General features: G+C 71.3%; 23 protein-coding genes. 8 read left to right on the forward strand and 15 right to left on the reverse strand.

All coding sequences use genetic code 11. The annotated features are described in order from the left end of the window. Nucleotides 1-15: 15 nt before the first annotated feature. Nucleotides 16-711, forward strand: a complete 696-nt coding sequence (locus ACLJPY_RS37660; RefSeq protein WP_410595773.1) for a DUF2334 domain-containing protein — start codon at nucleotides 16-18, stop codon at nucleotides 709-711. Here the strand turns inward: ACLJPY_RS37660 and ACLJPY_RS37665 are convergent. After that, complete coding sequence (locus ACLJPY_RS37665; protein ID WP_410595774.1) at nucleotides 708-1343, reverse strand: MBL fold metallo-hydrolase; 636 nt, start codon at nucleotides 1341-1343, stop codon at nucleotides 708-710. The genes ACLJPY_RS37660 and ACLJPY_RS37665 overlap by 4 nt on opposite strands. Before the next feature lie 44 nt (nucleotides 1344-1387). After that, nucleotides 1388-2317, reverse strand: coding sequence for a DUF5937 family protein (locus ACLJPY_RS37670; protein ID WP_410595775.1), 930 nt, complete (start codon nucleotides 2315-2317; stop codon nucleotides 1388-1390). Nucleotides 2318-2378: 61 nt separating this feature from the next. Here ACLJPY_RS37670 and ACLJPY_RS37675 point away from each other — a divergent pair, with 61 nt between their 5' ends. Beyond that, on the forward strand, nucleotides 2379-3518 hold the full coding sequence (locus ACLJPY_RS37675) for an MFS transporter (RefSeq protein WP_410595776.1): 1140 nt from the start codon (nucleotides 2379-2381) through the stop codon (nucleotides 3516-3518). Nucleotides 3519-3551: 33 nt separating this feature from the next. Then, nucleotides 3552-5048: an aldehyde dehydrogenase family protein gene (locus ACLJPY_RS37680; RefSeq protein WP_410595777.1), complete on the forward strand. Its 1497-nt coding sequence runs from the start codon at nucleotides 3552-3554 to the stop codon at nucleotides 5046-5048. 102 nt (nucleotides 5049-5150) lie between these two features. Here the strand turns inward: ACLJPY_RS37680 and ACLJPY_RS37685 are convergent, their stop codons facing one another. Then, nucleotides 5151-6725, reverse strand: coding sequence for a GMC family oxidoreductase (locus ACLJPY_RS37685; RefSeq protein ID WP_410595778.1), 1575 nt, complete (start codon nucleotides 6723-6725; stop codon nucleotides 5151-5153). 155 nt (nucleotides 6726-6880) lie between these two features. Here ACLJPY_RS37685 and purS point away from each other — a divergent pair, with 155 nt between their 5' ends. Both purS and purQ read left to right on the forward strand, forming a co-directional pair. Further along, entirely contained in the window at nucleotides 6881-7120 is a 240-nt protein-coding gene (gene purS / locus ACLJPY_RS37690; RefSeq protein WP_086675945.1) for a phosphoribosylformylglycinamidine synthase subunit PurS, read from the forward strand. Beyond that, nucleotides 7117-7794: a phosphoribosylformylglycinamidine synthase subunit PurQ gene (gene purQ, locus ACLJPY_RS37695; RefSeq protein ID WP_410595779.1), complete on the forward strand. Its 678-nt coding sequence runs from the start codon at nucleotides 7117-7119 to the stop codon at nucleotides 7792-7794. Before purS ends, purQ begins: the two co-directional genes overlap by 4 nt. A gap of 92 nt (nucleotides 7795-7886) precedes the next feature. Here purQ and ACLJPY_RS37700 read toward each other — a convergent pair whose 3' ends face one another. The 3 genes from ACLJPY_RS37700 to ACLJPY_RS37710 form a co-directional block, all read right to left on the reverse strand. Beyond that, a complete protein-coding gene (locus ACLJPY_RS37700; RefSeq protein WP_410595900.1) occupies nucleotides 7887-8315 on the reverse strand; it encodes a pyridoxamine 5'-phosphate oxidase family protein in 429 nt (142 codons plus the stop codon). Nucleotides 8316-8401: 86 nt separating this feature from the next. Next, complete coding sequence (locus ACLJPY_RS37705; protein WP_410595780.1) at nucleotides 8402-10147, reverse strand: ABC transporter ATP-binding protein; 1746 nt, start codon at nucleotides 10145-10147, stop codon at nucleotides 8402-8404. Continuing rightward, on the reverse strand, nucleotides 10144-11778 hold the full coding sequence (locus ACLJPY_RS37710; RefSeq protein ID WP_410595781.1) for an ABC transporter ATP-binding protein: 1635 nt from the start codon (nucleotides 11776-11778) through the stop codon (nucleotides 10144-10146). The genes ACLJPY_RS37705 and ACLJPY_RS37710 overlap by 4 nt, the downstream gene beginning before the upstream one ends. Nucleotides 11779-12139: 361 nt before the next feature. Between ACLJPY_RS37710 and purL the strand changes: the two genes are divergently transcribed. Further along, complete coding sequence (purL, locus tag ACLJPY_RS37715) at nucleotides 12140-14446, forward strand: phosphoribosylformylglycinamidine synthase subunit PurL (protein WP_410595782.1); 2307 nt, start codon at nucleotides 12140-12142, stop codon at nucleotides 14444-14446. Nucleotides 14447-14482: 36 nt separating this feature from the next. Here purL and ACLJPY_RS37720 read toward each other — a convergent pair whose 3' ends face one another. The 8 genes from ACLJPY_RS37720 to ACLJPY_RS37755 all read right to left on the reverse strand — a co-directional run bounded on the left by ACLJPY_RS37720 (nucleotide 14483) and on the right by ACLJPY_RS37755 (nucleotide 21688). Continuing rightward, nucleotides 14483-15091 (reverse strand): response regulator, encoded by a 609-nt coding sequence (locus ACLJPY_RS37720; RefSeq protein ID WP_410595783.1) that lies wholly within the window; start codon nucleotides 15089-15091, stop codon nucleotides 14483-14485. After that, nucleotides 15088-16182: a sensor histidine kinase gene (locus ACLJPY_RS37725; protein ID WP_410595784.1), complete on the reverse strand. Its 1095-nt coding sequence runs from the start codon at nucleotides 16180-16182 to the stop codon at nucleotides 15088-15090. Before ACLJPY_RS37725 ends, ACLJPY_RS37720 begins: the two co-directional genes overlap by 4 nt. 47 nt (nucleotides 16183-16229) lie before the next feature. Next, entirely contained in the window at nucleotides 16230-16658 is a 429-nt protein-coding gene (locus tag ACLJPY_RS37730; RefSeq protein ID WP_410595785.1) for a hypothetical protein, read from the reverse strand. Between the two features lie 143 nt (nucleotides 16659-16801). After that, a complete protein-coding gene (locus ACLJPY_RS37735) occupies nucleotides 16802-17863 on the reverse strand; it encodes a pentapeptide repeat-containing protein (RefSeq protein WP_410595786.1) in 1062 nt (353 codons plus the stop codon). Nucleotides 17864-17867: 4 nt separating this feature from the next. Continuing rightward, entirely contained in the window at nucleotides 17868-18830 is a 963-nt protein-coding gene (locus tag ACLJPY_RS37740; RefSeq protein ID WP_410595787.1) for a hypothetical protein, read from the reverse strand. A gap of 186 nt (nucleotides 18831-19016) precedes the next feature. Continuing rightward, entirely contained in the window at nucleotides 19017-19886 is an 870-nt protein-coding gene (locus ACLJPY_RS37745; protein WP_410595788.1) for a lysozyme, read from the reverse strand. Nucleotides 19887-20078: 192 nt separating this feature from the next. Continuing rightward, entirely contained in the window at nucleotides 20079-20879 is an 801-nt protein-coding gene (locus ACLJPY_RS37750) for a lysozyme (RefSeq protein WP_410595789.1), read from the reverse strand. A gap of 104 nt (nucleotides 20880-20983) precedes the next feature. Then, on the reverse strand, nucleotides 20984-21688 hold the full coding sequence (locus ACLJPY_RS37755) for a type VII secretion system-associated protein (protein WP_410595901.1): 705 nt from the start codon (nucleotides 21686-21688) through the stop codon (nucleotides 20984-20986). 56 nt (nucleotides 21689-21744) lie between these two features. Here ACLJPY_RS37755 and ACLJPY_RS37760 point away from each other — a divergent pair, with 56 nt between their 5' ends. Beyond that, complete coding sequence (locus ACLJPY_RS37760; protein WP_410563392.1) at nucleotides 21745-22125, forward strand: sterol carrier family protein; 381 nt, start codon at nucleotides 21745-21747, stop codon at nucleotides 22123-22125. 16 nt (nucleotides 22126-22141) lie between these two features. Here ACLJPY_RS37760 and ACLJPY_RS37765 read toward each other — a convergent pair whose 3' ends face one another. Next, on the reverse strand, nucleotides 22142-22972 hold the full coding sequence (locus tag ACLJPY_RS37765; protein ID WP_410595790.1) for an SAM-dependent methyltransferase: 831 nt from the start codon (nucleotides 22970-22972) through the stop codon (nucleotides 22142-22144). Nucleotides 22973-23136: 164 nt separating this feature from the next. On the opposite strand from ACLJPY_RS37765, the gene ACLJPY_RS37770 reads away from it, so the two are divergent. After that, complete coding sequence (locus ACLJPY_RS37770) at nucleotides 23137-24015, forward strand: helix-turn-helix domain-containing protein (RefSeq protein WP_410595791.1); 879 nt, start codon at nucleotides 23137-23139, stop codon at nucleotides 24013-24015. The last annotated feature ends 226 nt before the right edge of the window (nucleotides 24016-24241 follow it).

Consider the following 24241-nt stretch of genomic DNA (forward strand, 5'->3'; position numbering starts at 1 on the left):
CGCGCCAATGGGGGCGTGGACGCTCGCTTGCTGGTTTCGCTGTCGGGAATCACCCCGCGCACGCTGCACCGGTGCGCCGACCTCGCGGCCGAGCTCGACCGCCGCAGAGTGCCGCTCTCGGTGCTCTACGCCGCCCGCACCGGCGAAGGCCCGGTGACGGAGTGGGTGCGCACCCGCGCCCGCCGCGGTGATTCCGTGCTGCTGCACGGCTACGACCACACCGTCACCCCGACGCACCGCACGGTGTACCTGGGCAAGCGGGCGGAGTTCGCGACGCTGCCGGCGCACGAGGCCCGCTTGCGGCTGATCGCGGCGAAGGCGGCGTTGGAGAACGCGGGTCTGGCCGTCGACGGCTTCGCGCCGCCGCGCTGGATCGCGTCCCAGGGCACCCTGCAGGCACTGGCCGAGCACGGGTTCCGGCTGTGCGCGGACCTCGGCGCGGTCCGTGACCTCGTCACCGGCGAAGTGCGCCGCGCCCGCGTCCAGGAATTCACGAGCCAGTCGCACCGCACGGAGACGGTGCGCTGCTTCGCGCTGGTGCTGGCGGCGGCGCGCGCGGCTCGCCGGGGCGGGCTGGTCCGGCTGGGGGTGGACGCCACGGACCTGACCCGCCCCGGCCTCCGCCAGGCCCTGCTGGACGCGGTGGACGTCGCCCTGGAGAACCGGGCGTTCGGCGCGACCTACGGTTCGCTGCGCGCGGTGGCGGCCTAGAACTTCGCGGGTTCGCCCCGGTCGAGCACCTTGACCTCGGTGCCTTCGGGCGCGAGGTTGCCGAACAGGCCGTAGTGCATGGCGGGGTTGGCGAGCACGGCCTCGTGGATGGGCACGGCCACCCGCGGTGCGACGGCCCGCAGGTAGTCGACGGCCTCCCCGGCCTTGAGCCACGGCGCCCCGGTGGGCAGCCCGAGGACGTCGATCCGCTGCTCGGGCACGAAGAACGAGTCGCCGGGGTGGAAGAAGGCGCCGTCGTCGAAGACGTACCCGATGTTCGGGATGACCGGGATGTCCGAGTGGATGACGGCGTGCTCCCCGCCGACGGCCTTGATCGAGGTGTCCCCGACGGCGAAGGCGTCCCCGACGTCGGCGACCTCGAACTCGAGGCCGAGCTTCTCGGCTTCGGGAGCGGACCCGGGATCGACGATCAGCTTGGCCCCGGGGTTGGCTTCGAGCACCTTGGGCAGCCGTTCGACGTCGAGGTGGTCGAAGTGCTGGTGCGTGACCAGCACGGCGGACAGCTCCCGCTCACCCTCGAAGCCGGTGGAGAAGACGCCGGGGTCGATCAGGATCCGCTCGGAACCGGTCTCCAGCAACAGGCAGGCGTGTCCGAAATGGACGATACGCATCGATGGTTCTCCTTCACGGGTGGTCGTTTCCAGCCTAGTCCCGCTCAGAGCTTCCCGGTCAGCAAAGCGTCGCCCAGTTCCGTGCGCCGGTACAGCACCCGGTGCCCGCGCCGCTCCGAAGCCAGCAACCCCGCCGCGCGCAACGCCGTCAGGTGGGCCGAAACCGTCGCCGGGGCCAGTCCGTGCCGCCCGGCCAGCTCGGTCGTCGCCGCCGGGCGGTCGAGGGTGGTCAGCAGGAGCGCTCGGGTCCGGCCGAGCACCTCCGCCAGCGGTTCGGAAGGCTCGGGGGCACTCCACAGCGAAGCCACGCCCCGAGCCGGGTACAGCAGCGAAACCTGCCACGGTGGCACCGTCACCACACCCACGTTCGGCCACGCGAACACCGCCGGGATCAACAGCAAGCCGCGTGAGTCGATCGAAAGCCGCTCCCGGGCCCGGACGTCGACCAGCACCGACGTCCCCGAAAGCCGGACGCGCGGGTGCAGCTCCGCCAGCATCGTCGCGAGGCCACCCGAACCGAGCAGCCGGGTCCGGTGCGCGATGTCCGCCGCGAGCAGTTCGCGCAGGCGCGGCCACTGCGGGGCCAGCACCGCCTGCCACACGGTTTCCAGCTGGCCGGCGAGCAGGTCGCGCGCGGCCGCCGGGTCGCCGGGCAGCGCGGACAGGTCCGCGTCGACCATGCCCAGCTCCAGCGCCACCTGCGCGGGCGGCGTCGCGCGAACCACCTCGAGCTGCGCTTCGGCGGTCGTCTCGGGACCGCCGGGCGGCGGGCTCAGGAACTCGGTGATGTAGTGCCGGGCGCTCAGCACCGCCATCAGTTCGGGCACGTCGGGCACGTCGGAGAGCCACGGCAGGGGCGCGGGGTGCCGCCGGAGGCCGAGCAGCGTCTGGACCGCGCCCAGCACCTCCTCCAACGGCGAAATCGCGAAGCGGACGCGCTGGCTCCCGGCCGCCGTCAGGGCCAGCTCGATCACGGTTGATTCGCTCTCACCCGAATCAGTATGCCGCGGACGTGCTCCAGGAGAGCGTGACGGCATGTCGTTGTTCACCCATCGCGCGTACTGGCGCTGGTCGGCCGGTGTCCAATTCGCCCGGCTCCCGGCGACCATGGCGCCGCTCGCGTTCACCCTGCTGACCACGGCCACGACCGGTTCCTACCGGCTGGGCGGCGTGCTGATGTCGGTCTTCGTCGCCGCCGAGGTGGTGTGCGCGGTGCCGGTCGGGCGGCTGCTCGACCGGGTCGGCCCCGCGCGGGGCCTGCCGGCGCTGCTGCTCCTGACCGCCGCCGGGTACGTCGTGCTCGCGCTGGCCACCCACGCGCCCGCCCTGGTCCTGGTCGCGCTCGTCCTGCTGCCCGGCGTCTCGGCCGGCGCGTTGTCGGGTGCGTTCCGGACGCTCTTGGCCGAGACGGTCGACGACGCGCTGCTCCCGCGGGCGCTCTCGGTCGACGCGATGATCCTCGAAGGCGTGCTGATCGGCGGCCCGGCACTGGTGGCGCTGCTCGACCTCGCCGGCACGTTCGTGCCGCTCGCCGCCATGGCCGTCGCCTGCGTGGCGGCCGCCGTGCTGGTCCCGCGCCGCACGGGGGAGCCCGATCGGGTGGAATCCCGCGACGACGTCCCGGCGCCGCGCCTGGCCACGTACCTGCCGTGGCTCGGCTGCGCGTTCACCGTCGGGCTGCTGCTTTCGACGATCGAGGTGGCGCCACTGCCCCTGGTCCAGCGGCTGGGCGCGCCCGCGACCGCGGCGCCCGTCGTGATCGCCGTGCTGAGCGGGGCGAGCATCGCGGGCAGTGCGCTCTACGCGTGGCGGGGCAAGACCGGCGACCCGCGGCTGTTGCTCGGCGGGTTCGTCGCCGGCGGGCTCACCCTCGCCGCCGGTTCCGGGTGGCCGGGATTGCTGGGGTCGGTGGCCTTGATCGGCGCCTGCACGGGTCCGCTGGTGGCCGCCACCTCGGTCAACCTGCAGCGCGTGCTGCCGAAGAACCGCAGGTCGGCGGGGTTCTCGTTGAGCTTCACGGTCCAGGCCGCCGGCTTCGGGCTCGGGTCACTCGCGGTCGGCGTGCTGCCGCTGTGGGTCACGCCGTTGTTCGGTGTCTTTGCCGCGGCGATCGCCGGTGGAATGCTGGTGCGGAAGCCCGCACGAGCTATTGGCGCAACGTCAGTAACGTCGTAACCTGGGCTGACCCTCGACCTACGGGAGACGCCGATGACTGCCGTCCAGCCGAAGCCGACGACGGTCGGCGAGACCTTCGACTCGCTCAGCCCGGCGACCGACGAGGTGGTCGGGACGTACCCGATCCACACGGCCGAGGACGTCGAGGCGGCCGTCGAACGGGCGCGCGTCGCGGCGGAGTGGTGGGCGGGGCTCGGCTTCGCCGGGCGCGCCGAGCGGCTCCGCGGCTGGAAGGGCGTGCTGACGCGGCGGCTGCCGCAGCTGTGCCAGGTCGTCCGCGACGAGACCGGGAAACCGATCGCCGACGCGCAGCTGGAGAGCGTCCTGGCCATCGAGCACATCGCGTGGGCGGGCAAGCACGCGCGCAAGGTGCTCGGGAAGCAGAAGCGGTCGGCGGGGCTGCTGATGTCCAACCAGGCGGCGACGGTGGAGTACCAGCCGCTGGGCGTGGTCGGCGTGATCGGCCCGTGGAACTACCCGGTGTTCACCCCGCTGGGCTCGGTCGCGTACGCGCTCGCGGCGGGCAACGCCGTGGTGTTCAAGCCCAGTGAGTACACGCCGGGCGTCGGGAAGTGGCTGGTCGACGCGTTCGCCGAGATCGTGCCGGAGCAGCCGGTGCTGCAGCTGATCACCGGCTTCGGCGAGACGGGCGCCGCGCTGGTGCGGGCCGGGGTCGACAAGATCGCCTTCACCGGCTCGACGGCAACGGGCAAGCGCATCATGGCCGCGGCGGCCGAGACGCTGACCCCGGTGGTCATCGAGGCGGGCGGCAAGGACCCGGTGCTGGTCGACGCGGACGCCGACCTCGACGCCGCCGCCGACGCGACGGTGTGGGGCGCGTTCTCCAACTCGGGGCAGACCTGCATCGGCGTCGAGCGGGTGTACGTCCACGAGAAGGTCCACGACAGTTTCGTGGCGAAGGTGGTCGAGAAGTCGAAGGACGTCCGCGCGGGCTCGGACGAGGCGGCCCAGTACGGCCCGGTGACGATGCCGTCCCAGCTGGGCGTGATCAAGCGCCACATCCAGGACGCACTGGCCCGCGGCGGCCGGGCGGTCCTGGGCGGCGAAGAGGCGGTCGGCGACCGCTACGCGCAGCCGACAGTGCTGGTCGACGTCCCGGAGGATTCCGAGGCGGTGACGGAGGAGACGTTCGGCCCGACGGTGACGATCGCCAAGGTCCGCGACATGGACGAAGCGGTCGAGCGCGCGAACAACACGAAGTACGGCCTGGGTTCGACGGTGTTCTCGAAGTCCCGGGGCGTGGAGCTGGCGGAGAAGCTGCGCACGGGCATGACGTCGATCAACGCCCCGCTGTCCTTCGCCGGAATCGCGTCACTCCCGTTCGGCGGCGTCGGCGACTCCGGTTTCGGCCGCATCCACGGCCCGGAGGGCCTGCGCGAGTTCGCCCGCACGAAGGCGATCGCCCGCCAGCGCTTCACGGCCCCGCTGACGTTGACGTCGTTCAACCGCAAGGAATCGACGGACGCCCTGGTGGCCAAGCTGGTGACGATCCTCCACGGCAAGCGCTGAGGATCGCCGGGGTTGTGGACAACTCGAGTCCACAACCCCGGGAACGCCCCGGAATTGTCGGTGCGCGCCGGTAAACTGGATACCGGGGGGCCGAGGGCCGCCCTAAACCGACCGCCCCCGGATCAGGTCCGCCGCCTTCTCCGCCACCATGATCGTCGGCGCGTTCGTGTTCCCCCGCGGCACCACCGGCATCACGGACGCGTCCACCACCCGCAGCCCGTCCACCCCCTGCACCCGCAGCTGCGGATCCACCACCGACCCGATCGCGCACGTCCCCACCGGGTGGTACAGCGTCTGTGTGTTCTCCCGGACGTGCTCGGCCAGCTCGGAATCGCTCAGGTCGTGCCGCGCCGGCAGGAAGGGCTTGTCGAGGAACCGCCGCAACGGCCCCGCCTGCCCGATCTCGATCAACGCCCGCAACCCGGCGATCATCGTCTCCATGTCCCGCGGCTCCGCGTAGTACGCCGGGTCGATTTCCGGCTTCCACAACGGGTTCGCCGACTTCAGCCGCAGCCGTCCGCGGCTCGCGACGTCCACCAGCGTCGCCGCCGACGTGAACCCGGACACCGTCGGCTCGCGCAAACCGTTGTCGTAGAACAACGTCGGTGCCACGTGGATCTGCATGTCCGGCGCGGGCAGGCCGTCCGTGGTCGGGTAGAACGCGCCCGCCTCGCCGATGTTCGACGTCAACGGGCCGCGCCGGGTCAGCTGGTACCGCGCCAGACCGAACAGCGAGGCCGCGTCGACCAGGTCGGTCGTGTCGCGAGTGGACCAGATGATCCCGCACGCCGGGTGGTCGTGCAGGTTTTCGCCGACGCCGGGCAGTGCGGCGACGACGTCGATGCCGTGCTCGCGCAGGTGTTCGGCGGGCCCGACACCCGACACCATCAGCAGCTGCGGCGAGTTGACCGCCCCACCCGAAAGAATGACCTCGGCCGAAGCCCGGACAGCCCGCTCGACCCCACCCTCCAAATAGGACACACCCACCGCGCGCGTGCCTTCGAAGACGACCCGGGTGGCCGGCGCGAGCGTCTTCACCGTCAGGTTCGGCCGCGGGAGCGCCGGGCGCAGGTAGGCGTCCGCCGTGGACCAGCGGCGGCCCTTCTTGCACGTCACCTGGTAGACGCCGGCACCCTCCTGGCTCTCGCCGTTGAAGTCGTCGGTGCGCTTGAGGCCCCACGCGACGGCGGAGTCGACCCAGGCGTTCGACAGCTCGTGGGTGAACCGGCGGTCTTCGACGTGCAGCGGGCCGTCGGTGCCGTGCAGCGGGCCGCCGAGCCGCTGGTTGCCTTCGGCGCGCTTGAAGTACGGCAGGACGTCGTCCCAGCCCCAGCCTTCGGCGCCGTGGGAATCGCGCCAGCCGTCGTAGTCGGCGCGGTTGCCGCGGATGTAGATCATCGCGTTGATCGACGAGCAGCCGCCGAGCACCTTGCCGCGCGGCCAGTACGACGTCTTGCCCGTGTGCTTCTGCTCGACGGTCTCGTAGTTCCAGTCCCACCTGGTCTTGAACAGCGACGCGAAGGCGGCCGGGATGTGGATCTCGTCCGCGGTGTCCTCCCCGCCCGCTTCGAGGAGCAGGACCTGGGCGGACGGGTCCTCGGTGAGGCGGTTGGCGAGGACGCACCCCGCGCTGCCGGCACCGACGATGACGTAGTCGTAGGACTCCTGGACGGCCACGGTGCCTCCTGTTGGCGAGATGTCAACGACTCATCATGGCGCAGCGCCGCGCCCTCGGCCAGTCTAGGTTTCCCGGTGGGCCCCGCCAGGGGTTCGAGAGGGTGAACTATGCTCGGGAGGTACCCACGACCTGCGTGAATAAGGAGCAGCCAGCCGTGGCCCGAGTTGTCGTCGACGTCATGCCGAAGCCCGAAATCCTCGACCCGCAGGGACAGGCCGCGCTCGGCGCCGCCGGCCGCCTGGGGTTCACCGGGATCAAGGAGATCCGCCAGGGCAAGCACTTCGAGATCGAGGTCGACGACACGGTCGACGACGCGACGCTGGAGAAGATCGCCGAAGGCTTCCTCGCGAACCCCGTCATCGAGCAGTGGACGATCACGCGGGTGGACGCGTGAGCGCGCGCATCGGGGTCATCACCTTCCCGGGCACGCTCGACGACGGCGACGCGGCCCGCGCGGTCCGCTACGCCGGCGGCGAGGCCGTGCCGCTGTGGCACGCGGACGAGGACCTGCGCCAGGTCGACGCCGTCGTCGTCCCGGGCGGCTTCTCCTACGGCGACTACCTGCGCGCAGGCGTGATCGCCCGGTTCGCGCCGGTCATGACGCCGGTGATCGAGGCGGCGCGCGCGGGCATGCCGGTGCTCGGCATCTGCAACGGGTTCCAGATCCTGTGCGAGGCCGGCCTGCTGCCGGGCGCGATGATCCGCAACCAGGGCCTGCACTTCATCTGCCGCGACCAGTGGCTGCGGGTGGAGAACACCGACACGGCGTGGACGACCCGCTACGACGCCGGCGCGGAAATCCTCATCCCGATGAAGAACATCGACGGCTGCTACGTGGCCGAGCAGTCCACTTTGGACGAGCTCGAGGCCGAGGGCCGCGTGGTGTTCCGGTACGTCGGCGGCAACCCGAACGGCTCGCGCAACGACATCGCCGGCATCCGCAGCGAGAACGGCCGGGTCGTGGGGCTGATGCCGCACCCGGAGCACGCGATCGACGCGTTGACCGGCCCTTCGGACGACGGCTTGGGCATGTTCTTCAGCGCCGTCGACGCGCTCGTGAAGGCGTGAGGGCGGGCCGCGCCCCCCGGTAGTTCATGCTACCGGCGGGCACCGACAGTTCCGGGGCGGTGGACGCGAGTTGTCCACAGCCCCGGACCACGTCAGCTCTTGCTCTGGTCGTTCGACAGCCACTTCTCGGGCCGGACCCGGACCAGCACCGACCGCTCGCCGAGCGCCGAATCGACGTACGCCGTGGCCTGCTCCTCCGGCCAGTACCGCTTCGCGATCCGCAACGCCTGCTCGCGCGTCGGCGGCTCGTCGTTCGCCACCACCGGGCCCTCGACCGTCACGTACTTGTACGGCGGGTTCTCGTCCTGCGCGACCAGGCTCAGCCGGCCCGCCGCGCGGATCGACCGGTCCTTGACCGTGTCGCGCTCCATCCAGATCAGCAGCTCACCGCCGGGTTCGTAGTCGTACCAGACCGGCACGGCCAGCGGCGCCCGTCCGGCGCGCTCCACGGCGAGCACGCCCACGTGCACCCCGCTCAGGAACGCTTCCCGCTCGGCCACGCTCATCACGAACGACGACATGTCACTCCCCAGGTCGATGGTCATCCACCGGGGAGCAACATGCCGCCCGCTCCGGACATTCCGGACCGGCTCGGCGCCGGGCCGGTTCAGCTCGCCGCCGCCACCAGGCGGGCGTACGAGCCGCCCGCCGAGAGCAGTTCCTCGTGCGGGCCCAGCTCGGTGATCCGGCCGCCCTCGACCACCGCGACGCGGTCGGCTGCCGCCGCCGTGTGCAGGCGGTGGGCGATCGCGATCACCGTCCGGCCCTCGAGCACGCTGTTCAGCGAGCGCTCCAGGTCCCGCGCCGAGCCCGTGTCCAGCAGCGACGTCGCTTCGTCGAGCACCAGCGTGTGCGGGTCCGCCAGCACCACCCGGGCCAGCGCCAGCTGCTGCGCGATCGCCGCCGGCACCGGGTGCTCGCCCGGCCCGAGCTTCGTGTCGAGCCCGGACGGCAGCGTGGCGACCCAGTCCGACGCGCCCGCCGACGCCAGAGCCGCCGTCAGCTCCTCGTCCGTCCAGTCGCCGCCCGCGCGGCGGGCCGGCAGGGCCAGGTTCTGCCGCAGCGTTCCGGAGAACACGTGGTGCTCCTGGGTCAGCAGCAGCACCTCGCCGCGCAGCACGTCATCGGCCAGCGAGGAGACGTCCTGGCCACCGATGCGCACCGAACCTTCCGACGGCGCCGCGATGCCGGCCAGCAGCCGGCCGAGCGTCGACTTGCCCGCGCCCGACGGCCCGACGATCGCCAGCCGCTCGCCGCGCGGGACCCGCAGGTCGATGCCGTGCAGCACCTCGCGGTCGGCGGTGTAGCTGAACCGGACACCGTGGACGTCGATGTCCCGCCCGCGCGGCACCTCGGCCACCTTCGCCGAGCCCTCGACCGCGACCGACCGGACGCCCAGGATCCGGCGCGCCGCGGCCGCCGCGACCTGCAGGTCCTCCAGCCAGAACAGGGCCTCGTTCAGCGGCGCCGCCATGCCCTGCACGTACAGCAGCATCGTGGTGATCTCGCCGAGCCCGGCCCACCCCTGCGTGTACGCGAGCAGGCCCAGCAGCAGCATCACCGCCAGCGGCAGCACGTAGCTGATCTCCAGCGACGGCAGCCAGCGCAGCTGCAGCGCCCGCATCCGGCGCTCGCCGTAGATGCTCTGGTCCAGCGCGTCGTACGCGGCGCCGATGCGCCGCTCGGTCAGCCCGAGCGCCTCGGTCGTGCGCGCGCCCTCCGCGGTCTCGTGGACGCTGGTGGTCAGGTCGGCCCAGCGGTCGAGCATCCACTGCATGACCGGCGGGATCCGCCGCTGGTACCAGACGGTCACCGGCACCAGCAGCGGCAGTGCGACCAGCAGGCCCAGCGACAGCAGCGGCGACGTCACCACCATCGCGACGATGGTGAACACCACGGTCACCGCCGCGACCAGGATCTCCGGCGCCGCGAACCGCGCCGCGTGGTCGATCCGGCCGAGGTCGGTGGTGGCCCGGCTGAGCAGGTCACCGGTGCCCGCCGCCTCGACCGTGCCGAGCGGCAGCTGCAAGGCCGTCCCGACGAACTCCTCGCGCGTCTCGGCCAGCACCAGCTCGCCGAACACCGCGCCGCGCATCCGCGCGATCTTGCGCGCCAGCGCCTGCAGCAGCAGGATGCCGACGAACGCGACCGCCAGCAGGTCGACGTGCCCGGTCGTGGTGCCGGCCGCGACGTCGTCGACGAGCGAGCCGAGCAGCTGCGGGCCGGCCAGGCCGATCAGCGTGGCCACGGCCAGCGAGCCCAGCAGCAGGCCGAACTCGCGCTTGTGGACCCGCGCGGTCCGCAGGGTCCAGCGGCGCACGTCCCGCCGGTCCGCCGTGGGAAGCCGCTTCACACCGTCACCTCCTTCGCCGTGAAGACTTCGTCCGCCACATGTGTCCACAGAGGACTCTGACTGAACACCACCGTCGTCTTGCCGCGCCGCAGCGCGGCGACGCGCTCGGTGATGCGGGCCTCCGTGTGCGCGTCCACCGCCGACGTCGGCTCGTCGAGGACCAGGACGTCGGCGTCGGTCGCCAGCGCGCGGGCCAGGTTCAGCCGCTGCCGCTGGCCGCCGGACACCTCGCGGCCGCGCTCGCCGATCACCTCGTCGACACCGTTGGGCAGCGCCTCGACGATGTCGTCGGCGTCGGCCGCGTACAGCGCTTCGGTGATGCTGACGCCGCCCGGCCGCGCGGGGGCGAGCTGCTCGCGCAGCACGCCCGAGAACCAGATGTCCTGGTTGTGCGCGTAGACGATCCGCCGCCGCAGCTCCGCGAGGGCGACGTGGTCCGCGCGGACGCCGCCGACCAGCACCGCTTCGCCCTCGGCCGCATCGGCGAACCGCGCCAGCCGGTCGGCCACCGCTTCCCCGCCGGCGCCGAAGTCGACGACCGTGAGCCGGCCGGGCGCGACGCGCACGCCGGATTCGGTGTCCACCAGCTCCAGCGGTCCGCCGGGCAGCGGCACCGGCGTTTCCGGGTCCGCCGGCTTCGGGTGGATCGCCAGCAGCGCCACCACCTTCCGCGACGCGACCAGGCCCGACGTGATCGACCCGACGGCCTCCGTCGCGGCGTTGACCGGCCAGATGAGGAACGCCGAAACGCCGTAGAAGGCCACCAGCTGGCCGACGTCGATCGAGCCGGCCACGGCCAGCCGCGCGCCGAGCCAGGTGATCACCACGGTGACCAGGCCGGGCAAGGCGATCTCCGCGGCGGCCAGCCACGCCTCGGCCTCGCCGACCTCGACGCCGGCCCGCCGCACCCGCTGGCTCGTCTCGCGGAACCGGGCGAAGAACCGCCGCTCGCCGCCGATGCCGCGCAGGATCCGCAGGCCGGACACGATGTCGGCGCCGAGCGCGTTGACGTCTCCGCGCTTTTCACGCTGCTTCGCCTTCCGCTTCTGCAGCGGAGCGAGCAGCGGCCCGATGCCCAGGACGGCGACCGGCACGCCGACCAGCGCGACCACGCCGAGCAGCGGCGACGTCGAAATCAGCCAGACGGCGACCACGACGAACGCGAGCAGCGAGCCGAACGCGCGGCCGGTCATCTCGACGGTGTTGCCGATGTGGTTGATGTCCGTGGTAGCGATCGCGACGAGGTTGCCGGTGGTGGTCCCGTCCCGCAGCCCGGCGCCGACGCGCGTGGTGTGCGCCGACACGACCCGCTGCGTCGAGCCGGCGCCGTGCAGCCACAGGCCGTAGTTGAGGAAGTGCAGCCAGGTCCCGAAGAGGGTTTGCACAACCCCCAGCGCGGCCGCGACCAGCGCCCAGCGCGCGACGGCGGCACCGTCGTGCGCGCCGATGGCACCGATGCCCTGGCCGACGACCAGCGGCAGCAGCGCACCGGGCAGCGCCCACACGACACCGATCGCGGCCGCCCCGAGCACCGTGCCGAGCCGGGCCCGGAACACGGCGAGCAGGAAGCGGCCCGCGGTCGGCCGCGCGGGCAGCCGCAGCGGCGGAAAGGGATAGGTGGCGGAAAGCACGATTCCCGACGGTAAGCCGCCAACCACCCGAAGGCGACCGATTTTCCGGCGCGCACACCCCGCTGCCGACGGCCGCCGCCGCTCGGGGGACCCCCGGTTTCAACGTTACTCGCGGCCACCGATAATTCCGGCCCCGCGCGCAAGCCACACCCCGAGTTGTCCACAACGCGCGCCCACTCCCCGAGTTGTCCCCAGCCACCTAAGCGCCCGAAGGCCGCCTTGGGTGCGCCTGACGCACCGAAGGCCACATTGGGGCGCTTGCGGCCGTCCCGATGTCGCCCCGGTCACACCCGCGTGGGCCCGTCCGTTTTCGGCGGCCCACCGTCCGGCCCACCTCCGGGCGGCACGTATCCTGACGGCCGTGGCGAACCCTGACACGGACACCGTGACCAGCACCGTTGACACCACCGAGCGCGCCGGGGCGACCCCGGACCACAGCCAGCCCTACCGCGAACTGGGCCTCGCCGACGACGAGTACGCCCGCATCCGGGAGATCCTCGGCCGCCGGCCCACCGACGCGGAGCTGGCGATGTACTCGGTCATGTGGAGCGAGCACTGCTCGTACAAGTCCTCCAAGAAGCACCTGCGCTACTTCGGGGAGACCGCCACCGACGAGATGAAGGCCAAGATGCTCGCGGGCATCGGCGAGAACGCGGGCGTCGTCGACATCGGCGAGGGCTGGGCGGTCACCTTCAAGGTGGAGAGCCACAACCACCCGTCCTATGTGGAGCCGTACCAGGGCGCCGCGACCGGTGTCGGCGGCATCGTCCGGGACATCATGGCCATGGGTGCGCGGCCGCTGGCGGTCGCCGACGCGCTGCGCTTCGGCCCGGCCGACGCCCCCGACACCAAGCGCGTGCTGCCCGGTGTCGTCGCCGGTGTCGGCGGCTACGGCAACTGCCTCGGCCTGCCGAACGTCGGCGGCGAGCTCGTGTTCGACCCGTCCTACTCGGGCAACCCGCTGGTCAACGCCCTCTGCGTCGGCGCGATGCGCGTCGAGGACCTGCACCTGGCGTTCGCCTCCGGCACCGGCAACAAGATCATCCTGTTCGGCGCCCGCACCGGCCTCGACGGCATCGGCGGCGTTTCCGTCCTGGCGAGTGACACCTTTTCGGGTGACGAGTCGTCGGGCGGCCGCAAGAAGCTGCCGAGCGTCCAGGTCGGCGACCCGTTCACCGAGAAGGTGCTCATCGAGTGCTGCCTCGAGCTGTTCGCCCAGAAGCTCGTCGTCGGCATCCAGGACCTCGGCGGCGCCGGGCTGTCCTGCGCGACGTCCGAGCTGGCCGCGGCCGGCGACGGCGGCATGCACATCTACCTCGACCGCGTTCCCCTGCGCGCCACCGGGATGACGCCCGCCGAGGTGCTCTCCAGCGAGTCGCAAGAGCGCATGTGCGCGGTCGTCTCGCCGGAGAACGTCGAGGCGTTCATGGCCGTCTGTCGCAAGTGGGACGTGATCGCGACCGACATCGGCGAGGTCACCGACGGCGAGCACCTGGTCATCACCTGGCACGACGAGGTCGTCGTCGACGTCCCGGCGCACACGGTCGCCCACCAGGGCCCGGTGTACGACCGGCCGATCGAGCGACCGTCGGATCAGGACGCGCTGATCGCGGACACCTCGGCGAAGCTGCCGCGTCCGTCCACTCCGGACGAACTGCGCGCGGACGTCCTCAAGCTCATCTCCTCGCCCAACCAGGCCTCCAAGGAATGGGTGACCTCGCAGTACGACCGGTACGTGCGCGGGAACTCCGTGCTGGCGCAACCGTCGGACTCGGGCATGATCCGGATCGACGAGTCGAGCGGCCGCGGCGTCTCGGTGGCGACGGACTGCAACAGCAAGTTCGTGTACCTGGACCCGTACCGCGGCGCGCAGCTCGCGCTAGCGGAGGCGTACCGCAACGTGGCGACGGGCGGCGCGACGCCGGTCGCGGTGTCGGACTGCCTGAACTTCGGCGCCCCGACCGACCCGGGCGTGATGTGGCAGTTCGAGCAGGCCGTGCACGGCCTGGCGGACGGCTGCGTCGAGCTGGGCATCCCGGTCACCGGCGGCAACGTCAGCTTCTTCAACCAGACCGGCGACACGGCGATCCTGCCCACCCCGGTGATCGGCGTCCTCGGCGTGATCGACGACGTCACCCGCCGCATCCCGACGGGCATCGGCGCGGAGGCCGGCGAAACCCTGCTGCTGCTTGGCGAAACGCACGACGAGCTGGACGGCTCGGCCTGGGCCCGCGAGCTGCACGGCCACCTCGGCGGCGTGCCGCCGCGCGTGGACCTGGCCCGCGAGAAGCTCCTCGGCGAGATCCTGGTGGCGGGCTCCCGCGACGGGATGATCTCCGCGGCCCACGACCTGTCGGACGGCGGCCTCGTCCAGACGCTGGTGGAGACCGTCCTCATCGGACAGTGCGGGGCCCGGGTGTTCCTCGACGCCGACCAGGACCCGTTCGTCCAGCTGTTCTCCGAGTCGGCGGGCCGCGTGCTGGTGGCGGTCCCGCGCACGGAAGAGCTGCGCTTCACCGAGATGTGCACCGCGCGCGGCCTGCCGTGGCGCAAGACCGGCGTGGTCGACCCGGAGTCGGGCACGCTGGAGCTGCAGGGCATCACCGAGTTCACGCTCGACGAGCTGCGCGAGGCCTGGGAGAGCACCCTTCCGGCCCTCTTCGGCTGACGGCGGACCCCCGGCCCTGCCGAAGCAGGGCCGGGGTCAGAGCCAGCCGCGCTCGTCGGCCACCCGCAGGGCTTCCATCCGGTTGCGGGTGCCGGTCTTGGTCGTGGCGCCGGACAGGTAGTTCCGCACGGTTCCTTCGGCCAGGTACAGCCGGGCCGCGATCTCGGCCACGGTCGCGCCGGAACGGGCCGCGATCAGCACGTCCCGTTCGCGGGCGGTGAGCGGCGACTCGCCCGCCGCCAGCGTCGCCGCGGCCAGCGCGGGGTCGACGACCCGCTCGCCGGCCGCCACCCGCCGGACGGCGTCGGCGAGGGTGTCGGCCGGGGCGTCCTTGACGACGAACCCGACGGCACCCGCCTCCATGGCCCGGCGGAGGTAGCCGGTGCGGCCGAAGGTGGTCAGGATGATCACCCGGCAGCCGGGCGCCTGTGCGGTGAGCACGGCGGCCGCGGCCAAGCCGTCCAGCCCGGGCATGTCGATGTCCAGCAGCGCCACGTCCGGGCGGTGTTCCAGGGCCGCGGCCGTCACCTCGTCGCCGCGGCCGACCGAGGCCACCACCTCGAAGTCCGGTTCGAGGTCGAGCAGCGCGCGCAGGGCCTGCCGGATCAGCGCCTGGTCGTCGGCGAGCAGCAGCCGGATCGTCATGCCGGCGCCTCCACCCGCAGCGACCACCCACGCGGCTGCGCGGGGCCGGCGGTCAGCACGCCACCGGCCGCGCTCACCCTGGCGCGCAGGCCGTCCAGCCCGGACCCCGCGCCCGCCGGGCCGCCGGTCCCGTCGTCGCGCACCTCCACCGAGGACGCGGTGAGCTCCACCGTGCACCGGCCGGCGCGTGCGTGTCGCACCACGTTCGTCAACCCCTCCCGGACCACCCAGCCGAACAGTTCCTGCCGCTCCTGCGGTACCTCGTCGTAGGCGGTGGGCAGGTCGGCGACCACGCCCGCCGCGCGAAGCAGTTCCCGGCCACGGGCGAGCTCGCCGGCCAGCGTGACCTCCCGGTACCCGGACACCGCCGCCCGCACGTCGGCCAGTGCCTGCCGGGACAACTGCTCCACGGACTCCATCTCGGCCAGTGCCGCGGGCGGTGCGCCCGCGGCCAGCCGCCGGGCCAGGGTGCTCTTCACGGTGATGGCGGTGAGCGAGTGGCCGAGCAGGTCGTGCAGATCGCGGGCGATCCGGTTGCGCTCGGCTTCGGAGGCCAGCCGGGCCACTTCGGCCCGCGCCTCGCGCAGCTGCTGGTTGGCCGTGGCCGTGCGGCTGAAGGCGTGGACCAGCAGCGTGGTGAACACGACGGCCACCGCGTAGTACCAGCTCGGGCCGGTGTTCCAGCCGGGCACGACCAGCGGCACCACCACGCACGCCGCGGCGCCCACGGCCACCAACGTCGCCTCCGCCCAGGCGGCGACGCGTGTCGCCGCCGACGGCACGATCACCGCGACGAGGATCAGCGAGTACTCGTGGGCCAGCGGCGTGACCAGCAGGGCCAGCGCCGTCAGCACCGATAGCAGCCACCAGTAGCGCCGCCACGCCGAGCGCATCGCGGCCACCACCATGGCCAGGTAGCACCCGGAGACACCGGCCAGCAGCAGGTACCCGGCGACGAGGCCGGGGCCGCGCGTGTACTGCGCGAGGCCGGCACCCGCCAGGAACGGGTAGCAGAGCATGCCCAGGGAGAGCAGCAGCCGGCGTCGCTCGTCCAGGCCGCGCAGGTCCGCGGCTCCCCGCCCGTCGTCCACGTCGGTGACCGTACCGCCGGCCGCGTGCGGCCGGCCGGAGCCCGAGCTCACCGCGCGGCGAACGTGGCGCGCACGGACCGGGCGAAGGTCAGCAGGACGACGATGATCAGCAGTGCGGCGCAGACGCCGTTCTCGATCTTGAACCAGATCGGGAAGGAGCCGGGAATGGCTTCGATCACCAGGATCGCCACCACCTGGACGCTCGTGATGATCCGCACCCGGCGGTAGTTGTTCCGCGCGCCCTTGGCCATGGACACCCCGAGCGCGAAGGTGATCGGCGCGGCAACGGCGAGGATCGCGCCGCGCACCCACACGGCGTCGGTGACGAGGTCGGGATGGCCGCTGAACACCACGATCGCCAGGAGGGTCAGCACGCTCACAGTGGCGTAGCCACCGAGCAGCACCTTGGCGATGTGCAGCTTCTCGCGGGCGTCGGAGTCGGTCACGGTCACGGTCGGGCTGGTCTGCTTCGTCATGCCCTGAATCCTGCTGGAGCACCGTTTTCCCTGGTAGCGACGTTGTCCACAGGCTCGTCGTGACATCTGTCAGAAGCCGGACACCGCCCGCGCGCGAACAAAAACTGTCGGCCCCCTCCGCTAGGGTGGAAACCGGGGGCTGCTCAGCCCGCCTTGGCCACCACCCGCGCGTCCCCGTCGCGCAGTTCCTCGAGGTCCCAAGCCGCCGGCAGCCGCACCTCCTTTTCGGTGCGCACCAACGTGTTGTACAGCGAAACCGACTCCGGCAGCGAAGCGAACCGCAGGTCGGTCTGCCCGCCGAACCGCGCCCGCCGCAGGTCCAGCGAGTCCCGCACGTGCGCCCCGGTGAACTCGACGTCGCCCGCGAACTTCGCGTCCTTGAAGTTCGCCGGGCCGCCGAACGTCGTGTCCGTGAAGTCCGCCGCTTCGGCGAACTCCGTCCCGCTGAACCACGCGCGGTCTTCGAAAACCGAGCCACGGCAACGGAAGTAGCCCACCTGACGACCGGATTCGGTACCCGCGGCGGTGAAGTACACCTGGCCCGTGAAGCGGCAGCCGCTGAGGTGGGTGCTGCTGTGCAGCGACGCGTACCGCAGCAGCAGGCCGCCGATCAGCTTGCCGGAAAGGTCGAGGTACTGCAGCCGGGCGCCGGTCAGGTCCAGGTCGTACGCCGGGCCCGGGGCGTCGCGGGCCGGCAGCAGCTCGGTGATCAGCCGTTGCGCCGTGAGCCGGACCGTGAGCTCGCGCTCCTCGTCCGGGTCGGGATCCGAGGTGCGGGAAAACGGGCGCCGCAGGTAGGAGCACAGCACGTCCAGCACCGTCTGCGTGTAGTCCGGCCTGCTGCGCGCCAGCCCCGCCAGCGCGTGCAACGCCCCGACGCGAACCTGGTCGGCAGCGTGCCCGAGCAGCTCGACCGACTTCGCGAACCGCTCGTCGGCGACCCGCTCGCGGTCCTGTTCCGCGCGCTGCGCCTCGAGTTCGTGCCGTTTCCGCTCGACGTCCTGGCGGCTCTCCTCGACCCGGCGCCGCCGGTCGTTCAGCCACAGCGCGTACAGCGCCACGACCGCGCCGCCCGCCAGCCCGCCCGTCTTCAGCGCGTCACTGCGGCTGGTGGCGGGGTCGGACAGCAGCCAGCCGCCGACCCCGAGCAGCAGCACCACCGACGCGAGGAACGTCCACGCCAGCGGCGATCGCCACGGCTTCACCGGCTCAGGACACCAGCATCGTGCTGACGCAGAAGCCCTTTTTGTCGAAGTTGGTCGCGCTCAGCGTGCCCTTGACCGGCTTGCCGGCGGACGTCCCGGTGACCGCGCCCTCGACCAGGTACTTGTCGGCGGGCACGTCACCGAGCTGCAGCTGCAGCGGCGGCTTGAGGAACGTGTCGAGCCACGAGCTGAGCAGCTCCTTCGAGTCCGCGCAGCCCAGCGCGACGGCACCGGCGTTGTCGCCCGCGTTCAGCTTGTCGATGAAGCCCTGCAGCACGGTCTTGGCGTCCGCGCCGCCTCCGCCACCGCCGTCGGACGTCGACGGCGGCGTGGCGGGGATCGTCGGCTTCTTGGCCGTCGGCTTCGACGTGGACGGCTTGGGTGCCGAGCTCGACGACGGAGCCGCGGCCGTGTTCGTGTCGTCCTTCGAGAGGAAGAACCCGGGCGCGACGAACCCCGTGATGCCGACCAGGGCGAGGATCACGACCACGGCGGCGCCGATGGTGATCCACAGCCCGGTCTTGCTCTTCTTCGGCGGCGCGGGCGGCCCGCCGAAACCCTGCGCGTAGCCGCCGGTCGCCGGGTCCCAGCCGGACACCTGGCCGCCCGCGTTCGGGTCCCACGCCTGCTGGCCGTACTGCTGCGCATTGGGGTCGGCCCACGCCGACTGCTGCTGCGCGTTCGGGTTCGCCCACGCCTGCTGCGTGGCGGGGTCGCCCCAGGCCTGCTGGTGCTGTTGCGGCGCGTACGGGTCGCCCCACGTCGGCTGCGGGTTCGCCGGGAAGCCGCCCGAGGCCGGCGGGTGGCCCTGCTGGTTCGGGTCCCAGCCCTGCGGGTACTGCTGCGTCGGGTACGGCTGTTGCTGCTGGTTGGTGTCCCACCCGCCCTGCTGCTGGAAGCCACCGGACTGCGGCTGGCCGTACGGGTCGGGCTGGCCGGGCTGGCCCGGCTGAGGCGGGTAGGTCATCTCTCGTGCCTTCCGGGCGCTGGAGGTTCGTGCGCTTCCGACGTCCGGTGGGCGCGTGCGGTTCCCCCATGACGTGGCTGCAGCATTCTGCAAGCTCGGACGGTACGGCATGAAACCGGCTCCCGGATGTGTCCGGCGCGAAGCCGTCACGATCCGGGAGCCGGAGCTGGAGCCGGGTGGGGTGGATCAGCCGTTGGCGAGGGCCTGGAGCCGGTCGTAGGCACCGTTGAAGGTGTCCTGGTCGAGCGGGCTCGAGGTGTACTGCCAGACGGTGTAGTAGCCCCAGTTGTAGGGCAGGGTGCCCACCGACGACGCGTACCGCGCGACCCACAGCGGCGCCGTGCTGGAGAAGTCACCGCTCACGCAGGTGCTCCACCAGTTCGTCGACGTGTAGATCGCCGGGTAGCGGCCGGTCAGGGCGTGGTAGGTGTCGTGGAAGTCGAGGATCCACGACGTCATCCCGGCCTTGCTCAGCCCGTAGCAGGTCGCGCCGTACGGGTTGTACTCCATGTCCAGTGCCCCGGGCAGCGTCCGGCCGTCCCTCGACCAGCCGCCGCCGTGGGCGACGAAGTACTGCGCCTGCGCCGCGCCGCTCGAGGTGTTCGGGGTGGCGAAGTGGTAGGCGCCGCGGATGAAGCCCTGGTTGTAGGAGCCGTTGTACTGCTGGGCGAAGTACGGGTTCGTGTAGTTGGTGCTCTCCGTGGCCTTGGTCCAGACGAACCGCATGCCCTGGTTCCACCAGCTCGCCCAGTCGACGTTGCCCTGGTAGCTGGCGACGTCCATACCGGCCACCGTGGCCAGCACCTGGTTCGGCACGGCCTGGCCGGGCTGCGGCTGCTGCGCCGACTTCTGCGTGTCCGGAGTCGACTTGTCGCCTTCGACGCGCCGGATCTGCGACCCCAGCTCGTGGTTGTGCTGCGCGATGTCCGCGTTGATCGCGGCCACGGGGTCGACTTCGGGGGAAAGCGTCGTCGCCTGCGCCGTGCTGCCGAGCAGGAGCAGCGTGGCCGGGACGATCAAGGCAGCGAACAGCCGCCCTCTTCGGGGAGTGGACATCGTTGGATCCCTTCACAGATACCCTCGCGACGAGCGGCTTACTGCAGGTAGGCGCTCGAACACGATTGTTGAGGACGAAGTGGCGTTTGTCACTCAGTTCCGTGAAATTGGGTATACGTGTGGGTGATTTTCTTCGGAAGATGATCGTTAATTGGTGACGAGTTAACACCTATTATTCGACGGTTGGGCCGTTCAGCCCAGCGCGAGGGCCAGCAGCTCGGCCGCCGGGCCGTTGAACCAGTTCTGGTCGCCGGGAAGGGTGCCGCGGTCGGCGAACTGCCAGATCGCGTGCGTGCCCCAGCCGGACGGCAGCTCGCCGATGAACGTGTTGTAGCGGGCGATCCAGAGCGGGTTGGCGCCGAACCCGCCGTTGTTCGCGGTGCACCGCTTCCACCAGCTCGTCGACGTGTAGATCGTCGGGTGCCGGCCGGTCGCCGCGCGGTAGGTGTCGGAGAAGGCGCGGATCCAGGCGACCATCCCGGCGGCGTCCTTGCCGTAACACGTTTCGCCGTACGGGTTGTACTCCGCGTCGAGCGCGCCGGGCAGGGTCCGGCCGTCGGCCGACCACCCGCCGCCGTGGGCGAGGAAGTACCGCGCCTGCGAAGCGCCGTCGGAGATGTCCGGCCGCGCGAAGTGGTAGGCACCGCGGATCAGGCCGACCTGGTAGGAGCCGTTGTACTGCTGGGCGAACTGCGGGTTGACGAACCCGGTGCCTTCGGTCGCCTTCACGTAGACGAACTTGGCGCCCGCTCCCGCCGCGCCGGGCCAGTCGACCGGGCCCTGGTGCCCGCTGACGTCGTGCCCGAGCAGCTGGTCGTCACCGCCGTACACCACGTCGGGGCCCTCGCCGACACCTTCGACCTTGGCGATCTGCGAACCCGCGTAGTGGTCCTCGGCTCCGGCGTAGCTGTCGACGGCCTTCGCCGGCGCCTGCCCGGCCACGAGGAGGGCCGAGGCGAGGACGGCGGCGAAGGGCAGCGAACGTCGTTTCACCCTCTTGCTCCCCACCGATCTCGTCAGACTTCTTCAGCCTCACGATGCCCCGGCGTCGCCGGATCGGCGACTCGGTGCTCACTCGATGGGGTGGGATCCGCAGGTCAGCGTCGCTCGTCGGCGATGGCCTTCACCAGGTGCTCCGCCGGCACGACGGCCGTGATGAGGTCGTGCGGGTTGATCGCGACGGGGTGCCCGCCGAGCAGGTCGACGATGTCGCGGCCGACGACGGCCCGCGCGTGCGGCCACTCGCGCGGCACCAGCGACTTGCGGGTGTAGGCCGGCACCATGACCCGGCCGTCGGTGTTGTGGAACCCGATGACGGTCCGCTGCACCGGCGACATCGCGTAGACGAACAGCGTGGCGTCCAGCACGACCTTCGGCAGGTCCGACGGCGGCCGGTGCTCGGTGCGGACGAGCTGCAGCAGGTGCTCGAGGTCGTTCGCCGGGTCCGGGAAGCCGAGCGCCTTGGGCGAGGGCCGGTAGCGGTCGTTGGGGTGGAAGTCGGCGACGACGTCACCGGCGCCGTTCACCGGGTACGCGCCGACGACCGCCCACGACGGCACCGGGCCGTTCGGGTCGAAGGCCTCGTCGATGACGTAGAGCCAGCTGTTGGGGTTGGCGCGGGCGTTCGCGCGCATCTCCGCGGTGATCTCGGGCGTACCGTGCTTGCCGGAGCGGCGGGCCTGCTGGCCTTCGCGCCGCGCGGCCCGGTTGTGCTTGCCGTGTCCGCCGGGGCGATCGGCTCCGCTTCCGGTGGGCTGCTGCGAAACCATCCGATCCGCCTCGTCCCGCTGCGCCATCGTCATCCCCACGTTCTCGGGTGTACCTGCCAAGTCTTGGTGCGCCACTCTACTGTTTGCCCATGGCCTCTTCGCGTTCGGTCGACCCCGGACAGTTACGTGCGGCGGTGCTGGCGATTTCCCCGTGGTTGCAGGGCGATGCGCCCGCTCCGGCGCGTCCGGAACTGGCCGCGGCGGTGCGGCTGTCCCTGCGCGCGCTGGCGGCGGACGCGCCGGGCCGGACGGTCGAGGTGCGGGTGCCGCCCTTCGCCGCGGTGCAGTGCGTGGAGGGCCCGCGGCACACCCGCGGCACCCCGCCGAACGTGATCGAGACCGACCCGCGCACGTGGCTCGAACTGGCCACCGGACGACTGGACTGGACCACGGCCGTGGCGGACGGCCGGGTGTCCGCATCGGGCACCCGGGCCGACCTTTCCCACTGGCTCCCGCTGCTCCGCGTCTGACGGACGGGTGCGCGGGCTACGGCTTGCGGCCGACGCCGCCGGCGATGGTCCGCTGTGCGACGTTGAGCTCCTTGAGCCGCGGGCCGTCCGGCCACCAGTCGGCGCACCGCACCACGCCCGGGGGCACCATCTCGAGCCCGGGGAACAGCTCCTCGATCTCCTTCTGCGTGCGGAAGGAGCCCGAACCCATCGGGCTGTGCACGAAGAAGTCCTCCATGCGGCGCGCGGTCTCGGAGTCCTCGTTCTCCGGGTCGAAGAAGTGGCTGAGGCCGACGAAGGAGCCGGACGGCAGCGCGTCGACGTACTCGCGCATGATCTCGGCCGGCCGGGCGTGGTCGCCGTTGTAGTGGTGCAGCGTCCCCATCTGCAGGAGGACGAGCGGCTGGCTGAAGTCGATGTGCTCGCGGACGATCTCGTTCTCGATGATCTTCTGCGGGTCGAAGATGTCTTCGGCGACGAAGTGGGTGTGCTCGTTCTCCTCGAGCAGGGCCCGGCCGTGCGCCAGGACGACCGGGTCGTTGTCGACGTAGACGACCTTGGTCTCCGGGTTGATCCGCTGGACGACCTGGTGGGTGTTCTCGGCGGTCGGCAGGCCGGAGCCGAGGTCCAGGAACTGGGTGATCCCGGTCTGGCCGGCGAGGAACCGGCAGACGCGGATGAGGAAGCCGCGGTTCTCGAACGCGAGGTCCTGGGCTTCCGGGGCGGCTTTCTGCACCTGCTTGAGGACCTGACGATCGATTTCGTAGTTGTCCTTGCCCAGCAGGAAGGCGTCGTAGACGCGCGCGATGCTCGCCCGGGTCGGGTCGACCCCGACAGGCACTCGTTCGGTGGTCGCGGCGTCCGGCATGATGAACCTCGCAATTTGTGTGTTGTAAGTCTCGTGCTCTCCGTACAGTAGGACGACGCGCGCATGGGGTAAACCGGGTCACCCCTTTGCGCAAGACGGCTTAACGTGTACTTTCGGTAGTCGGGCTAGAACCCCCTGGTGACGTGAGCGCGGAAGGTCCGGGAATGAACGCGGTGAACGCGTCCGCAGGTGAACAGAACATCGGCCCCACGGCGCGCCGCATGATCCTGGGCTCGCAGCTGCGGCGCCTCCGTGAAGAGGCCGGCATCACCCGTCAGCAGGCCGGTTACAACATCCGCGGCTCCGAGTCGAAGATCAGCCGGCTCGAACTGGGCCGGGTCGGCTTCAAGGAACGCGACGTCACCGACCTGCTGACCATGTACGGCGTCGACGACCCGACCGAGCGCAAGACCTTCCTCGACATGGTCAAGCAGTCGAACGAGCCGGGCTGGTGGCGGCGCTTCGGCGACACCATGCCGAACTGGTTCACCGACCTCGTCGGCCTCGAAGAAGCCGCCGCGCGAATCCAGATCTGGGAGCCGATCTACGTGTCGGGACTCCTGCAGGTCGAGCCGTACGCGCGGGCGATCTTCAGCCACGGCCGCCCGGAGATGGCCGACGAGCGGGTCGACCAGCTCGTCGCGCTGCGGATGCGGCGGCAGAAGATGTTCAGCAGGCCGGACGCACCCCGCGTGTGGATGGTCCTCGACGAGTCGGTGCTCCACCGGCCGATCGGCGGCGTCAAGGTCCTCAAGCAGCAGATCGAATACCTGCTGGAGATGAGCGCGCTGCCCCACGTGTCGATCCAGGTGCTGCCGTTCTCGCGCAGCGGGCTGTCCGCGGAACACGCGTTTTCGCTGCTGCGGTTCGGCGAACCGGAACTGCCGAACATCGCCTACGTCGAATACCTGACCGGCGCGCACTACATCGAGAAGCGCGAAGAGATCGAAAAGTACAGCCGCGCGCTCGACATGCTGGCCGTCGACGCGGAGACGCCGGAGCGGAGCCGTTCGATGCTCGCCAAGCGGCGGCAGGAGATTTAGAAAGCCTGGTCCAGCAGCGGTCCGAGGGCACCGTTATGCCCCAGTGATCGGTGACTGAAGGTAATTATTAGGCCGAACGGGTGGCTACCCATCACTCGATGGGTTAACGACTACCGCCGTTTCCTTTACCGTCCGCGAACTTTGCAAGAAATTCTGCACGTGCATTTACCGCTGCAAGCGAACGTGCTAGCCTCCGATACGCGGGCAAATGCACATGCAGATGCAT

Source organism: Amycolatopsis sp. lyj-23 (assembly GCF_046549135.1).
Classification (GTDB): Bacteria; Actinomycetota; Actinomycetes; order Mycobacteriales; family Pseudonocardiaceae; genus Amycolatopsis.

Bases quoted from the DNA above. Each gene is read 5' to 3' on its own strand.
- ACLJPY_RS37665 (WP_410595774.1), bottom strand. From the start codon at position 1,343: ATGCGTATCGTCCATTTCGGACACGCCTGCCTGTTGCTGGAGACCGGT.
- ACLJPY_RS37675 (WP_410595776.1), top strand. From the start codon at position 2,379: ATGTCGTTGTTCACCCATCGCGCGTACTGGCGCTGGTCGGCCGGTGTC.
- ACLJPY_RS37680 (WP_410595777.1), top strand. From the start codon at position 3,552: ATGACTGCCGTCCAGCCGAAGCCGACGACGGTCGGCGAGACCTTCGAC.
- ACLJPY_RS37700 (WP_410595900.1), bottom strand. From the start codon at position 8,315: ATGTCGTCGTTCGTGATGAGCGTGGCCGAGCGGGAAGCGTTCCTGAGC.
- ACLJPY_RS37720 (WP_410595783.1), bottom strand. From the start codon at position 15,091: ATGACGATCCGGCTGCTGCTCGCCGACGACCAGGCGCTGATCCGGCAG.
- ACLJPY_RS37730 (WP_410595785.1), bottom strand. From the start codon at position 16,658: ATGACGAAGCAGACCAGCCCGACCGTGACCGTGACCGACTCCGACGCC.
- ACLJPY_RS37740 (WP_410595787.1), bottom strand. From the start codon at position 18,830: ATGACCTACCCGCCTCAGCCGGGCCAGCCCGGCCAGCCCGACCCGTAC.
- ACLJPY_RS37745 (WP_410595788.1), bottom strand. From the start codon at position 19,886: ATGTCCACTCCCCGAAGAGGGCGGCTGTTCGCTGCCTTGATCGTCCCG.
- ACLJPY_RS37755 (WP_410595901.1), bottom strand. From the start codon at position 21,688: ATGACGATGGCGCAGCGGGACGAGGCGGATCGGATGGTTTCGCAGCAG.
- ACLJPY_RS37760 (WP_410563392.1), top strand. From the start codon at position 21,745: ATGGCCTCTTCGCGTTCGGTCGACCCCGGACAGTTACGTGCGGCGGTG.
- ACLJPY_RS37765 (WP_410595790.1), bottom strand. From the start codon at position 22,972: ATGCCGGACGCCGCGACCACCGAACGAGTGCCTGTCGGGGTCGACCCG.
- ACLJPY_RS37770 (WP_410595791.1), top strand. From the start codon at position 23,137: ATGAACGCGGTGAACGCGTCCGCAGGTGAACAGAACATCGGCCCCACG.